The following is a 13,204-nucleotide window of genomic DNA, read 5'->3' on the forward strand; positions in this document are numbered from 1 at the left end:
GCCGGGGAGTAGTCAATTAATTTACTGGGAAACAGCACTCATCCTGCTCGGTCATTCAGAGAATGACATTCTGGAAATGTCCAAGATTGAAGCGGGCCAAATTCATTTGGAACCGAGTAGCTTTGACTTATACATGCTGCTCGACCGGCTGGAGGAAATGTTCCAGATGCGGGCGCGGGAGAAAGGATTGCAACTGGTTGTTGAGCGGGACACTGGACTGCCGCACTATGTCAGAACCGATGAAAACAAATTACGGCAAGTGTTAATCAACCTGCTAGGCAACGCGATCAAGTTTACCCCCGCCGGACAGGTGGAACTGCATGTTAGCCCTCAGGTTGGAAAACTGGCCGCAGCAGTGGAACTGCAATTTCAAGTCATCGATAGCGGGATTGGCATTGCCAGCGAAGAGTTGGAAAGCTTATTTGAACCGTTTACGCAATCCCGCAGGCGGCAGACTTTTCAGGAAGGCATAGGCTTGGGGTTGTCGATCAGCCGCCAGTTTGTGCAATTGCTGGGGGGAGAGTTGAGCGTCACCAGTACGGTAGGAGTTGGTTCGTGCTTTGGCTTTAGCATCCCAGTTCAGCCAGTAGAGGGGACAGAGTATCAAGCTACTTGCGGGCCTGCGATCGTGGGCATTGCGGCCAACAACCCAGCTACCGAATTGTGGTGGCCGAAGATACGGAGACGAATCGACTGCTGATGGTGCAGTTGCTGCAATCTCTGGGATTTGCGGTGCAGTCAGCAGGAACTGGCGAAGCCGTCATTGCGCTCTGGGAGGAGTGGCAGCCGCAGTTGATATGGATGGATATGCGGATGCCAGGGATGGATGGCTATGAAGCGACGCGACAGATTCGGGCGCGAGAACGGCAGCGTGGAGCAGAGGTTGTGCCGACGATTATCATCGCCTTAACAGCGAGTGCATTTGAAGAAGACCAGGTGCGGGTGTTAGTGGCTGGGTGTGATGACTTTGTGCGGAAGCCATTCCAGGAGGCGGAGTTATTGGAGAAGATGAGGGCCTATCTGGCAGTAGAGTATGTATATGCCGCAGCGACGGAAAGCCCGGTTGTGACCAGTGAGTTGGATGTGATTGCGGCCCTGCGGTGCTTGCCACCATCGTTATTGCAGCAACTGTATCAAGCGACGCTGGAATTAGACAGTAAACAGTTGACAGGGCTGCTGCAAGGGGTCGTAGCGGCAGAGGAGCCGCAGTTAGCAACCTTACTGCTGGAGAAGTTAGACAACTTTGATTTGGAACAAATTCTGCAGCTACTCCAGCAGGCGATGAAACTTTAGTGCAACTTTTGACCGATCGCTGTAGCCAAATCGGATCTACCGGCATCAATCAGGGCGCGATCGCGGATACGGCAAGAGTCACACAGTCCACAGGGTTCCTCGCCTCCCTGATAACACGACCAAGTCAAGGAAATAGGCACTCCCAGTTGCAGGGCACGGCGAACGATATCAGCTTTAGAATCCCTTACCAGGGGCGCAACCAGTTGCGGAGCGTTTCCCTCCAGTCCTGCTTTAGAGGACAAAGTCGCCAGATGCTGCATCGCTTCCAGATATTCTGGTCGGCAATCGGGATAACCTGAGTAATCAACGGCATTGATTCCCAGGTAAATGGCAGTGGCTGACCTGGCTTCAGCAAGGGATAGGGCGATCGCCAGAAACACCGTGTTTCGTCCCGGTACATAGGTGATCGGAATGACATCCGGCTGCACCCCAGCCGTCGGAACATCAATGGCGGCATCAGTTAACGCTGAACCGCCCCATTGCGCCAGGTTCACTTCCAGTACAAAGTGTTCCTGGATACCCAGATGGGCAACGATCTGCTGAGCCGCCAGCAACTCGCGATCGTGCCGCTGCCCATAGCGAAACGACAGGGCGATTAGCTCATAGCCATCCGCGATCGCCTGAGCCGCAGCAGTGGCAGAATCCAAACCGCCAGAAAGTAAGACAACAGCTTTGGGACTAGGCATATCTCTACTCTTCTCCCCTTATCCTGCTGCAGTTAACGCTTTTATCTGCCAGGTTTTATCCTGGGAAAGTTCCAATACCAATTGATGATAGTGGGTCAGGGACAGGCGATGACCGACGCTGAGGAAGGTTGTGCCCATTGCTTGTAAGTGGTGATATAGGCATTCTTCGTTACTGATATCCAGAGCACTGGTTGCTTCATCCAGAATGGCATATTGGGGTTTGTTAAGGAGTAAGCGGGCAAAGGTCAGCCGTTGCTGTTCTCCCAATGAGAGGACATCGGCCCAATCTTCCTCGGCCTCAAAGCCCCCAAAGCGATCGTCCAATCCCGCCAAATTCACTTGTTCTAGGACTTGTCTTAGGTGTTGATCGTCAACTTGTAAGTGAGTATTGGGGTAGAGGAGTTGATCCCGAAGAGTTCCCAGAACCATATAGGGGCGCTGCGGCAGAAACAGGATTTGATCAGACTCAGGCCGAACGATCACCCCCTTGCCAGCATTCCACAAGCCTGCGATCGCCCGTAACAGAGAACTCTTGCCACATCCACTTGGCCCCATTACCAGTAATCCTTGGCCTGCGGATAACTCGACCGATAAATCCTCAATCAGGGTGCGTTGATAATTAGGTGTCTGCAAGCTGAGATGCTCGATGGCAACCCGATCACCCTGCCGGATTTGAATTTTCGGCTGTGGGGTTGGTGTTTTTGAGGATGTATCCGAGGTGGCAGCAGGTAGTGTATCAGAGATTAAAGCGGCTTCCCGCTGAGCCAGGAATTCGGCAAAGGTATACAGACGATTAATTCCGGCCCCAAAGGTTGTTAATGCCTGGAAGCGGGCTACTACCACGTTAAGCGAGAAAAAGACGCGAATAAATGCTCCCTGCGCTTCAGAGACTTTTCCCACCTCTATCTCACCTGCAAAAATGGCTGGAGCTACAACCAGAGCGGGCAGGATGAAGGGAATAAATTCATAGGTATTCGTTAGTGCATTCAAATTTAATTCCCAAATCAGTAACCGTTTTACATTGTCAAAAACATCCAGAAACCGATATTTCACCTGATTGGATTCTCGCTCCTCACCACGATAAAAAGCAATTGCTTCGGCATTCTCCCGCACCCGCACCAGGCTAAACCGAAGATTGGCTTCTCTTTTAAGCTGCTCAAAGTTGAGTCGCACCAACGGTTTACCAAAGATGACTGAAGTGACCAGGGTGCCAATCAGGGCATACAGTACCAGAAACACCACCAATGATCGGGAAATGCCCCACAGAACGCTACTAAAAGCAACGATCGCCAGCACCGATTCCACCAACACCAGCAGAAAGGTAAGGGATTCCTGGGTAAAGCTGCGAATATCCTCGGCAATCCGTTGATCCGGATTGTCAATTTCGGTATGGGTAATTTGCAAATCGTAGTAGGCCCGGTCGCAAAAATAGCGATCAACAAATTGATGTGTCAACCAGCGTCGCCATTGCAAACTCAGGCGATCGCGCAGGTAATTATATCCAGCCAACAGCGGCGCATAGACCACCAGCACGCCCAGAAAAATCAGAATCGCTTGCCAGAAACGCGGTTCATCCTGGGCAGACAGGGCGGAAATCAGGACACCCCGCTTGTTGTTCAGCACCACACTCAATCCCGTATAGGTCAACAACAACAGCACCACTCCCAGCAAAAAGCCTCTGGCCTGCCATTTTTCATCCCCGAACCAGTAGGGTTTGGCGATCGTCCAAAACTGCTGGAATACTTGAAAATTTAATCGATCCATTGATCATTCCTTAAAAGACAAACGGCAGAGGGCAGAAGGCAAAAGGTGAAAACTTCAGCCATTTTGCAATTATGGAGCAAACTTCTCAGGTAATGTCCACCCCACAGCAGGAAAAATTATCCAAAGCGTTTGATTTCCTATCCTCATACGTTTTTCTTCAACAGAAGTTGAGACTATTTTTATTTTCAAGCTGATTAGTAAAAGCTCGGCTGTGAAGAACGATCTCCAGAGGAGAGGACAATAGCAAAAAGGGGATTGGGTGGGAGAGTACGATTAGTCGTTTAGGACTGCTATAGTTTGCCTGGAAACGTGCTGAATCAGCAACTGAACACGCTATGGATCAAAAGTACGTCCTCTATCTCACAGTTAAACAGATGTGTACTAGGTATATATGATCACCTAAAAGACCAAAGCCAATGGACGATCGGCCGTAGTTCAGGATTAGTGGAGCGGGCACTTCAACTTGGGAAGAACTGTTGCTTTCTCAATCTACAGTAGTGGTAAATTGTTCAAGGCCACTGTACTATGCAGAGCTACCCTCTTAAAGAAATCCGCGATCGCCAACAAGAACTTCTAGAGCAGGCTGAGGTTGAACCCGTATTTCTGACAGAAGGGACTCAACCCAAATATGTTGTCTTATCCGCTCAGGATTGCCAACAGCTAATAGTTCAGCTATCGAATTTAGAAGAAATTGCTTTAGGGCAATTGGCTGAAACTGCTTTGAACAATTCCTTTATGGTTGGTTCAGAAACTTTTATGGCAGAACTTCAGCGTCTGGCTGCAATAGAGAATTACAACAGGTAATATGGCGAAGCTAGACGGTCTTGAAACTGTTCTCGACTTTCTAAAGCAATTAGAACCGAAAATTGCAGCTCAAATTGCTAAGAAGGTCATGGCATTAAATATCGATCTGCATCCATCGGACAGCAAAGAACTCTCAGACTATCCTGGCTATTACCGGGTGGACAGCAGTGAGTATCATATTGTCTATCGCTTCAAGGTTGATGAGGATTTAGTTGGGGTGCTTTTAGTTGGCAAACGAAATGACGATGAGGTGTATAAACAACTTAAGCGATTATTGGGTTAATTGTTAAGCAATCTCTTCCGTTTTGTTCGAGGTGAAATTCTTTCTAGCCGCGATCGCTCCTTTCTATCCGGCGATCGCTTGCTGGTTTTGAAAGTGCCCTCTCTCTGCATAAATGACCAAAGACAAATGACGAATGACAACCTCCGTTGCTGTAAAATTGGACTCCATCCAACCTTTCGCATCCTCCATCACCCTCCATGCTATGTGATTATTTGCAACTGATTCTGACGGCCCGTGTCTATGATGTTGCTCAAGAAACCCCACTGGAAGTAGCCCCCAACCTCTCGGCCCGGTTAAATAACAAGCTGCTGCTAAAGCGGGAAGATATGCAGTCTGTCTTCTCCTTCAAGCTACGGGGAGCTTACAACAAAATGGCCAAGTTGCCGCCCGATCAACTGGCTCAAGGCGTGATTGCAGCCTCCGCGGGGAACCATGCTCAGGGAGTGGCGCTGGGTGCCCGCCAACTGGGAACCAGGGCCATGATTGTGATGCCTGTGACCACACCGCAGGTGAAAGTAGATGCGGTGAAAGCACAGGGGGGAGAGGTGATCTTACATGGCGATACCTACGATGATGCCTATGCCTATGCCCGTCAACTGGAGAAGGAAAAAGGCTTGACCTTCATTCATCCCTTTGATGACCCGGATGTGATTGCCGGACAAGGGACGATCGGCATGGAAATTCTCCGGCAATGGCAGCAACCGATTCATGCGATTTTTGTCGCGATCGGCGGTGGGGGGTTGATCTCCGGGATTGCCGCCTACGTGAAGCGCATTCGTCCGGAGATCAAAATTATTGGTGTAGAACCTGTGGATGCCGATGCCATGGCGCAGTCCTTAATGGCAGGACAGCGGGTGCGCTTGCCTCAAGTGGGATTATTTGCCGATGGGGTAGCGGTGCGGGAAGTGGGGGAAGAAACCTTTCGCCTCTGCCAGCAGTATGTGGATGAAATCATCCTAGTGGATACGGATGATACCTGTGCCGCGATTAAGGATGTGTTTGAAGACACCCGATCGATTCTGGAACCTGCTGGGGCACTGGCGATCGCAGGAGCCAAGGCTTACGTAGAACGGGAGCAAATCCACGATCAAACCCTGGTGGCTGTGGCCTGTGGCGCGAATATGAACTTCGATCGTCTGCGATTTGTGGCGGAACGGGCAGAACTGGGGGAACGCCGGGAAGCTATTTTTGCCGTCACCATTCCCGAAACGCCAGGCAGCCTACGCAAGTTTTGCGAATGTATAGGCAAACGCAGTCTGACGGAGTTTAACTACCGGATTGCCGATCGCCAGGAAGCGCACATTTTTGTCGGTGTGCAGATTGAGAATCGGGCAGATGCCGCCTGCATGGTGGAAAGTTTTGAGCAGTGCGGCTTCAAAACGATCGACTTAACGGATGATGAACTGACCAAACTCCATCTGCGGCACATGGTCGGTGGCCATTCTGCCCTGGCTCATGATGAACTACTGTACCGCTTTGAATTTCCCGAGCGTCCAGGAGCCTTGATGAAGTTCGTCAGTTGCATGAGTCCCGATTGGAATATCAGCCTGTTCCATTACCGTAATAACGGGGCCGATTACGGGCGCATCGTCGTGGGCATGCAGGTGCCCCCCCATGAGATGGCCGAATGGCAAAGTTTTCTGGATACACTGGGCTATCGCTATTGGGATGAAAGCCAGAACCCAGCCTACAAATTGTTTTTGGGATAAGGCGAGGCCATTTGGGATTGACAAACCCAGAGCGGCAGACCTGACTGTTCAGTGCCCACACATCGACGAGATCGCCAGCCCGAGTGGCGTGCCCATTCAAATTACTCTTAACTTTTCAGCCAATGTCCAAATTCTTCTATAAAGCAATTCTGCAAAATTGCCTGCCGAATTCGTTGGGTGAATTGCACCAGTTCGGTGATGTTGTGAATGGAAAGAAGAGTGTAACCCAGTAGCTCTTGCGATCGCAACAGATGGCTCAGGTATGCGCGGGTGAAGTTCTGACAGGTATAGCAGCCACACTGGGGGTCTAAGGGGCTGAAGTCCTGGCGAAATCTGGCGTTTCGCATATTCCAGCGTTCTCCCTGAACCAGGGCATTGGCATGACGAGCCAGACGAGTGGGGATCACACAATCAAAGAGATCCACACCAGCGGCGATCGCTTGCACAATTTCCCGATGCGTTCCTACACCCATCAAGTAGCGCGGCTTTTCAGCGGGCAGGAGGGGGGCGGTGGCCTGGACAATGCGTTCGATCAGTTCTGGGGGTTCGCCCACACTGACACCGCCGATCGCGTAGCCAATCAAATCCAGGTCGGCCAATTGCTTGGCGGCAAACTCTCGCAAGTCGGGATACACGCCACCCTGAACAATTCCAAACAATGCCTGATCGGAGCGATCGTGGGCTGAAATACAGCGTTTCAACCAGCGAAAGGTACGCCCTGTAGCTTCAATAACATCTTCTCGGCTGGCCGGATAGGGGGGACATTCATCAAAAGCCATGATTACATCGGCTCCCAGAGCATTCTGAATGGCAATAGAGCGTTCGGGAGAGAGGTGAATCATCTGTCCATCCCGAGGAGAACGGAAGGTCACACCCTCTTCGGCGACCGTCCGCATCTCGCTTAAGCTGAATACCTGAAATCCACCGGAATCGGTCAGCATGGGACCATCCCAGGCCATGAAGCGGTGTAGCCCTCCTGCCTCCGCCACAATCCCTTCACCGGGTTGCAAATGCAGGTGATAGGTATTGGCCAGTACCATTTGTGCCCCTGTCCCCCGAAGCTGATCCGGTGTAAGGGTTTTCACATTAGCCAATGTGCCAACGGGCATAAATCGGGGAGTTTCTACCGGGCCATGTGGTGTTGAGAAAACTCCAACCCTGGCATGGGTATGGCGGCAAGTTGTCTGTAGTTGGAAGGAAAAAGAGGTATCCAAGAATAGTTAGCCACGACTCACAGACTTATCATTGTGCCACTTCTTCCCTCAATCAGGGACATTTTTGATTGAGAGCAAGCCCGCTTCTGATTCCTCATTTGTTACCCGCAGTAACAAATGAGGGATGACTTCTACCTTAGCTCCATCTCGTTAGGGACAATCCAATTTCCGACCTTTTTTAACGAGTGAATTGTTGATTTATCAGAGACAATTTGGGAAAAGCACATCACCCGTTTGTATTAATCCGCGTAAGGAACCCTTTTGACAGTCATCCCATCATCTCTTCACCTGCCACTGCTCGCCCTCCCCTACACCACAGGTACTTTTAACCAGGTTGACAGTTCATAAGCCAACCAATTGATTTCCTGAGTTGTGAGGGGCGGATTGCCTTTCAGCTCATATTTTTGAGTTCCTGCCCACAAAGTCAGAGAGGGTTCTTCAGAAGATGCAGAGTGGGATGGAGTAGGACGGCATTCTAAGCGAGTGATCTCTTTACGGGGGATGACGTGAGGCCGACCTGTAGCAATCCCTAAGCGCTTGTTGGTCAACGTAATCTGCTGTTGATCAATTTGCAATTGAGTTTGTCCTAGACGGGAGGGCAAACTCACTTCCAGAAACGTGGGTTCTTTAGTGATGGTAATTTTAGTGTCGGCAGGTTGCTGAACGGGAGCGATCGCAGGGGCAGGCTTAGGGGAAACAGCCTGCCGTCCTTGAGTGAGAGCCTGTAAGGCTTCCTGCGCAGTTTTGACCCGACGGTCTAAGGTTGGCTCATATAGCCAACTCAACCAATCGGCAAACTCAGGCGTGATGGTTGTAATCTGACTAAAATCAATGCGAGTTCCCGATCGCGGCAGGCTAGAAGGATGAGTTCCCGTGACCAATGCCAGAATAGCTCCTCCCAAACTATACAGGTCAGAGGCAGGGGTTGCCCGCCCGCTAAACTGTTCAGGAGGCATATAGCCATAAGTGCCAACGATGGTAAAAGCGGTGGTGTCATTCCCGGAGATCCGCTTGACCGAGCCGAAGTCCACCAGATAAAGCTGACGGTTTGCCAAAAGAATATTACTGAGTTTAATGTCCCGGTGAATGATGGGGGTTGATCGGTTATGCAAATAGATAAGCACATTCAAAAGTGCTTTTGCCAATTGCTTAGCTTCTGCTTCACTGAATAACCGCCCCTGTTGCAAACACTGTTCCAGGGATTTGCCATCTACAAAAGTCTGGAGCAAAACCAGTGCTCTGGCATTAGGCAACTCGTGTTCAAAATATCCCAGATATCGAGGGATTGACGGATGAGATAGGGACTGGAGAATTTCAACTTCCCGCTCAAAGAGCTTCAGATCATCCCATTCCAGGTTTTCGTCCACAAACAGTAGCTTGAGGACAACCTGTTCCTGAGTTTGCAGATCGCGGGCCAGCAAAGTCCAACGTCCAGTCTGCTTGCCAATCTGCCGTTCGACCTGATAACGATCGCCCAAAATCTGTCCTGCCATCGCCTTTCTCCAGCCTATACAGATCTTCTATGTAACTCCGGATTTCAGTCTCAAGCAACCCAGGATTTCCGGAGTGAGGGAGATGTTAGCCAATAAATGACGTGGTAGGAGGGAATAGCAATAGGGGTGGAACCTAACGAACCACTCCCTCAACTTTTGATTCCAGAGATTTGAGAAATTCGGTATTGACCCCTGATTCACGAGTTAGCGCAATCTTACCTGTGCGGGCAATTTCTCGAATGCCAAATTTATTTAGTACCTGCACGATCGCCACCATCTTACCGGGATCGCCCACCACTTCCAGAGTTAATGAATCTTCTGCGACATCGACAACTCGTGCCCGGAAGATCTGAGCTAGTTCCACCACTTCAGAACGATTCGAGCTATTGGCATTGACCTTCATCAGCATCAATTCCCGCTCAACACAGGGCACTTCTGTAATATCCTGCACTTTTAAAACGTTGATCAGCTTATACAGTTGCTTGGTCAACTGCTCAATGATCCGGTCATCTCCGGGAACAACCATTGTGATGCGAGAGACTCCCAATTGTTCTGCTGGGCCTACAGCCAAACTCTCGATGTTAAAACCGCGACGGGCAAACAATCCAGCGATGCGGGTCAGAACCCCAGCTTCATCTTCAACCAATACTGATAACGTGTGCTTCATGGATCCTACTGCCATGTTTCTGTAGAGCCCTCTATTTTATCGTGGACTAGCACCAGATCTAAACCTGCTTAATACTCTAATAACCTTAACGGAACCGCTTTTTGCGGCGAGCGATCGCTTTCCGCTTTTCTTTTTCAAGGGGAGTTTCAAAGTGGCGATTCTTCCGCATGTCTTGGAAAATTCCCGCTTTGGAAACCTGCCGCTTAAATCGACGCAACGCCGACTCAAGCCCTTCATTTTCTCCAACGACTATCTGAGTCATGTTGCAATTCTCCTGGATGATTGGGCTGATTTTTGAACAAAGACAAAGCAGAAAGCTTCAAGCCACAGCAGGCACATTAAAGCGACAGGAAGCCTTCTGCCAGATAGATAGACAGAGCTTAAATGTAGGATGCGTGACGTTAGCCATGCGCCACTCCCTGCAACAACATGGGTTAGGCTCTGCTAACTTAACCTACAAATGATTACTGAAGCATTTAGTAGCGGCGATCGCTGCGACCGAAGCTACCACCTCCTCTGTTACCGCCACCCATTGAAGAGCGTCTATCTTCCCGGGGCTTAGCCTTATTTACTTTCAGGTCGCGTCCCATCCATTCAGCTCCATCCAGAGCTTCAATTGCAGCAGTCTCCTCATCTTCCGAAGACATTTCAACGAAGGCGAACCCCCGCATTCTGCCCGTTTCCCGGTCTTTGGGAAGCTGCACATTGACAACCTTCCCGTACTCAGAAAACGTCTCAATGAGGTCGTCCTGAGTGACCTGATAGGACAAATTACCGACATAAACTGACATGGTCAATCTCCGAAGTCAAAAAAACGAAGAGTTAAATTCGGAGAACCGCCGCAAACTTTTATGAAGCGAATTAAACAACCGAAAATAATCCTTACTGCGCTCGAGCATAACACAATCAGAGGTTAAGCACACATCCCGTAAGGATTTAGTAACTTTTCGGGTGCTGCTTTTCTATCCAGGCCCGCATTTTTCCTGGATTCAGTAAACCGTAGGGGTCTACTTTTTCTTTGAACTGCAAATGCTGCACATCTACGGTCTTCCTTCCCCCTGCTTCCAGGATGTAAGTGTGAGGGTTGAAGATATACGCATTCACTGATTCGTGATCATTCATAATCTCCTGTAATCGTTCAGGAGTGGAGTAGCGCACAATTTGCAATCCAACCGGACGGGCCATACCCCCAACTCGCAAAAACTCCAGATGCATCATCACCTCATCTCCGTAATGGTAATAGAGATGCTCCACCACCTTGAGTTCTGGATCAGCGGGGAACAAGGTTTGGAGATAGGTGAGGGTGGGATCTACACTGCGGGCATGGAGCGTGGTATGGTTCCAGGAATATTCCACCAAGGTAATGCCTTTGCTGGCCTCCTGAGCACTTTTCTGATAACAGAGTTGACCGTTAAATTCCTTGACTAATTCCCCAAACGGCTCCAGGCAACATTCAGCTACCAGCACTAGGGCCACATGGCTTCCCGCTGGAATAAATCCCTTTAAAGCGGCAAAGTAAGTGGGAATCGGATCGGCACAGATGCAAACCAGTTTTTTGATAATGCCGTCGCTGTTACTGAGAGCCTGCCCAAACCGGGCACTGGTCATAAAGTCGGGAAAGGCGACGATCGCTTCTGCCCAGGCATAGGCAGGCCCCAAGGGAATTTCCAGTTCGGTAATAATACCATTTGTCCCCCAGGCATGGGCCACTTTATAGACATCATCCCCACGCAACTCAATCACTTGCGGTTCATCTTCCATCGTTACGACCCGCAGTGCCAAAATATTCCCCCGATCGCGCAACTGCCCATAGGTGACAGACCCTACGCCGCCACTGCCGCCACCAATAAAGCCGCCGATCGTTGCCTTGCGATAAGTCGAGGGAGCCATACGAATTTCCCAGCCAGTTTCCCGGGTTTGCTTGTCGATCGCGGCTAACTTTGCTCCCGGTTCTACACAAGCGATGCCAGGTTTAATCCACTTAACCTGCTGCATTCCCGACAAATCTAAAATTACCCCTCCTTCCAAAGGCACACACTGACCATAGTTTCCCGTGCCTGCTCCCCGCACCGTCAGGGGAACTTTATGCCGCACACACGCTTTGGCTACCCGTAGAACATCCGCCTCACTCATGGCCCGCACTACTAAATCCCCACGTTTATCGTGCAGGGCTTCCTGCAACACCGGGCTGTAGGTGTAATAGTCCTGGGAAAGCTTGGTGACTTGCACCGGATCGGTAATCAGTTCCAATCCTTCCAGATCAGCGATCAGGGCATCCAGATTCAGGGACTGTGTTGGGCTAAGAGTCATGGCCAATCTCAAGTCTTTTAGTTGATGAACAGGCAGCATCCGTTAGGTAGGTTGGTAAGAACAAATGCTAAATGAGACTGTCGTTTGCCCTTCGTCATTTATAAACAGCCAATAATCAATGACTAATGACCAGTGACCAATGACAATCCTGCTCTAGAAGTTGATTGTGTCCACCTGCTTATCTGTTCAGAATGCCATGTTTTTTCGCAGCGTAACAGATCAGGAACCAGTGAATTGTTCATGGGCAACGATCGGAATGCGGCTACCTGGGAATAAACAAACGCCTGGTTACGGCTTGCAACTGCTGGAAGCCCCTTAAGGAACCTTGAATCAGGCGAAAGCCCGCGATCGGCTGTCGTATCAGAGCACGAGCCAGCACCAGAGGACGCAGGGAACCCTGCTCATCAAAGACCGAGGAAAGATCGGGAATGGGGTGCTGACTATCATCACTGACGACCCGTACCATTGCCACAGCCACTCCCCAAGACTGCAGCAGGGACAATGCCGGGAAGCCTTCCATATCCACCACATCAGCTTTAAATTGCTGGGCTAACTGTTGTTTATCTGCCGGAGTTGCAATGACGCGATCGCTGGTTACAGCCTGAACCACTCTAACCTCGCCCATCAGATGCTGGTGGATTTGCTCGGTCAATGCGCGATCGCACTCCAGCCGTGAACCATCCTCTGTGGTAGTGGCACAGTTCTGATACACGACTCGATCGCCCACGGCCAGATCTGGAGCTACCCCCCCACATACTCCCATCACCAGAACACTTTGCCCCGCCGTCACGACTCCAACTTCCCATAGCTTTTGTAAATGTCGCGCCAGAGGGATAGGCCCAGCAGGGACAGGCAACACGGATGGAGGGTGGCTGACTCCGCGTAAACCCTGGCACACGGCACGGTATTCTGCCCCTTGGGGCACCAGGATGAGGTGGATGGAAGGGTTCAAGTGGCTCAAAACAAATGACCAATGACTAA

At 50.4% G+C, this 13,204-nt stretch carries 15 protein-coding genes; 6 read left to right on the forward strand and 9 right to left on the reverse strand.

Annotated features, from left to right (window positions below):
- Both ACUVQO_RS07100 and ACUVQO_RS07105 read left to right on the forward strand, forming a co-directional pair.
- Positions 1-700, forward strand: a 700-nt coding sequence (locus ACUVQO_RS07100; protein WP_445925191.1) for a sensor histidine kinase, incomplete at its 5' end; no start/stop codon positions are given.
- Complete coding sequence (locus ACUVQO_RS07105) at positions 664-1,293, forward strand: response regulator (RefSeq protein WP_445925192.1); 630 nt, start codon at positions 664-666, stop codon at positions 1,291-1,293. The genes ACUVQO_RS07100 and ACUVQO_RS07105, both read left to right, overlap by 37 nt.
- Here the strand turns inward: ACUVQO_RS07105 and queC are convergent.
- Both queC and ACUVQO_RS07115 read right to left on the reverse strand, forming a co-directional pair.
- Positions 1,290-1,979: a 7-cyano-7-deazaguanine synthase QueC gene (gene queC / locus ACUVQO_RS07110; protein ID WP_445925193.1), complete on the reverse strand. Its 690-nt coding sequence runs from the start codon at positions 1,977-1,979 to the stop codon at positions 1,290-1,292. The two genes, ACUVQO_RS07105 and queC, sit on opposite strands and share 4 nt — an antisense overlap.
- 18 nt (positions 1,980-1,997) lie before the next feature.
- A complete protein-coding gene (locus ACUVQO_RS07115) occupies positions 1,998-3,743 on the reverse strand; it encodes an ABC transporter ATP-binding protein/permease (protein WP_445925194.1) in 1,746 nt (581 codons plus the stop codon).
- A gap of 525 nt (positions 3,744-4,268) precedes the next feature.
- Between ACUVQO_RS07115 and ACUVQO_RS07120 the strand changes: the two genes are divergently transcribed.
- From ACUVQO_RS07120 to ilvA, 3 genes are all read left to right on the forward strand, one after another.
- On the forward strand, positions 4,269-4,547 hold the full coding sequence (locus ACUVQO_RS07120) for a prevent-host-death protein (RefSeq protein WP_445925195.1): 279 nt from the start codon (positions 4,269-4,271) through the stop codon (positions 4,545-4,547).
- Position 4,548: 1 nt separating this feature from the next.
- Positions 4,549-4,830: a type II toxin-antitoxin system RelE family toxin gene (locus ACUVQO_RS07125; RefSeq protein ID WP_445925196.1), complete on the forward strand. Its 282-nt coding sequence runs from the start codon at positions 4,549-4,551 to the stop codon at positions 4,828-4,830.
- Positions 4,831-5,027: 197 nt separating this feature from the next.
- The gene (gene ilvA, locus ACUVQO_RS07130) at positions 5,028-6,539 is read left to right on the forward strand and encodes a threonine ammonia-lyase, biosynthetic (RefSeq protein ID WP_445925197.1); all 1,512 of its coding nucleotides are present in this window, start codon (positions 5,028-5,030) and stop codon (positions 6,537-6,539) included.
- Between the two features lie 107 nt (positions 6,540-6,646).
- Here ilvA and tgt read toward each other — a convergent pair whose 3' ends face one another.
- From tgt to rpsU, 4 genes are all read right to left on the reverse strand, one after another.
- Positions 6,647-7,753: a tRNA guanosine(34) transglycosylase Tgt gene (gene tgt / locus ACUVQO_RS07135; RefSeq protein WP_445925198.1), complete on the reverse strand. Its 1,107-nt coding sequence runs from the start codon at positions 7,751-7,753 to the stop codon at positions 6,647-6,649.
- 308 nt (positions 7,754-8,061) lie between these two features.
- Positions 8,062-9,246, reverse strand: coding sequence for a serine/threonine protein kinase (locus tag ACUVQO_RS07140; protein WP_445925199.1), 1,185 nt, complete (start codon positions 9,244-9,246; stop codon positions 8,062-8,064).
- 133 nt (positions 9,247-9,379) lie between these two features.
- Positions 9,380-9,913, reverse strand: coding sequence for an acetolactate synthase small subunit (gene ilvN / locus ACUVQO_RS07145; RefSeq protein WP_445925200.1), 534 nt, complete (start codon positions 9,911-9,913; stop codon positions 9,380-9,382).
- Between the two features lie 85 nt (positions 9,914-9,998).
- Complete coding sequence (gene rpsU / locus ACUVQO_RS07150) at positions 9,999-10,175, reverse strand: 30S ribosomal protein S21 (RefSeq protein WP_233747930.1); 177 nt, start codon at positions 10,173-10,175, stop codon at positions 9,999-10,001.
- On the opposite strand from rpsU, the gene ACUVQO_RS07155 reads away from it, so the two are divergent.
- Complete coding sequence (locus ACUVQO_RS07155; protein ID WP_445925201.1) at positions 10,174-10,377, forward strand: hypothetical protein; 204 nt, start codon at positions 10,174-10,176, stop codon at positions 10,375-10,377. The two genes, rpsU and ACUVQO_RS07155, sit on opposite strands and share 2 nt — an antisense overlap.
- A gap of 12 nt (positions 10,378-10,389) precedes the next feature.
- Here the strand turns inward: ACUVQO_RS07155 and ACUVQO_RS07160 are convergent, their stop codons facing one another.
- The 3 genes from ACUVQO_RS07160 to ACUVQO_RS07170 form a co-directional block, all read right to left on the reverse strand.
- Complete coding sequence (locus ACUVQO_RS07160; RefSeq protein WP_233747929.1) at positions 10,390-10,704, reverse strand: RNA recognition motif domain-containing protein; 315 nt, start codon at positions 10,702-10,704, stop codon at positions 10,390-10,392.
- 145 nt (positions 10,705-10,849) lie between these two features.
- Positions 10,850-12,223, reverse strand: a complete 1,374-nt coding sequence (locus ACUVQO_RS07165) for an FAD-binding oxidoreductase (RefSeq protein WP_445925202.1) — start codon at positions 12,221-12,223, stop codon at positions 10,850-10,852.
- A 262-nt stretch (positions 12,224-12,485) separates the two neighbouring features.
- Complete coding sequence (locus tag ACUVQO_RS07170; RefSeq protein ID WP_445925203.1) at positions 12,486-13,184, reverse strand: phosphorylase family protein; 699 nt, start codon at positions 13,182-13,184, stop codon at positions 12,486-12,488.
- Between the last annotated feature and the right edge of the window lie 20 nt (positions 13,185-13,204).

It is taken from the genome of Leptodesmis sp. (genome assembly GCF_052746595.1).

Bases quoted from the DNA above. Each gene is read 5' to 3' on its own strand.
- ACUVQO_RS07120 (WP_445925195.1), top strand. From the start codon at position 4,269: ATGCAGAGCTACCCTCTTAAAGAAATCCGCGATCGCCAACAAGAACTT.
- ACUVQO_RS07155 (WP_445925201.1), top strand. From the start codon at position 10,174: ATGTTGCAATTCTCCTGGATGATTGGGCTGATTTTTGAACAAAGACAA.
- ACUVQO_RS07165 (WP_445925202.1), bottom strand. From the start codon at position 12,223: ATGACTCTTAGCCCAACACAGTCCCTGAATCTGGATGCCCTGATCGCT.
- ACUVQO_RS07125 (WP_445925196.1), top strand. From the start codon at position 4,549: ATGGCGAAGCTAGACGGTCTTGAAACTGTTCTCGACTTTCTAAAGCAA.
- rpsU (WP_233747930.1), bottom strand. From the start codon at position 10,175: ATGACTCAGATAGTCGTTGGAGAAAATGAAGGGCTTGAGTCGGCGTTG.
- ilvA (WP_445925197.1), top strand. From the start codon at position 5,028: ATGCTATGTGATTATTTGCAACTGATTCTGACGGCCCGTGTCTATGAT.
- ACUVQO_RS07140 (WP_445925199.1), bottom strand. From the start codon at position 9,246: ATGGCAGGACAGATTTTGGGCGATCGTTATCAGGTCGAACGGCAGATT.
- queC (WP_445925193.1), bottom strand. From the start codon at position 1,979: ATGCCTAGTCCCAAAGCTGTTGTCTTACTTTCTGGCGGTTTGGATTCT.
- ilvN (WP_445925200.1), bottom strand. From the start codon at position 9,913: ATGAAGCACACGTTATCAGTATTGGTTGAAGATGAAGCTGGGGTTCTG.
- ACUVQO_RS07160 (WP_233747929.1), bottom strand. From the start codon at position 10,704: ATGTCAGTTTATGTCGGTAATTTGTCCTATCAGGTCACTCAGGACGAC.
- ACUVQO_RS07115 (WP_445925194.1), bottom strand. From the start codon at position 3,743: ATGGATCGATTAAATTTTCAAGTATTCCAGCAGTTTTGGACGATCGCC.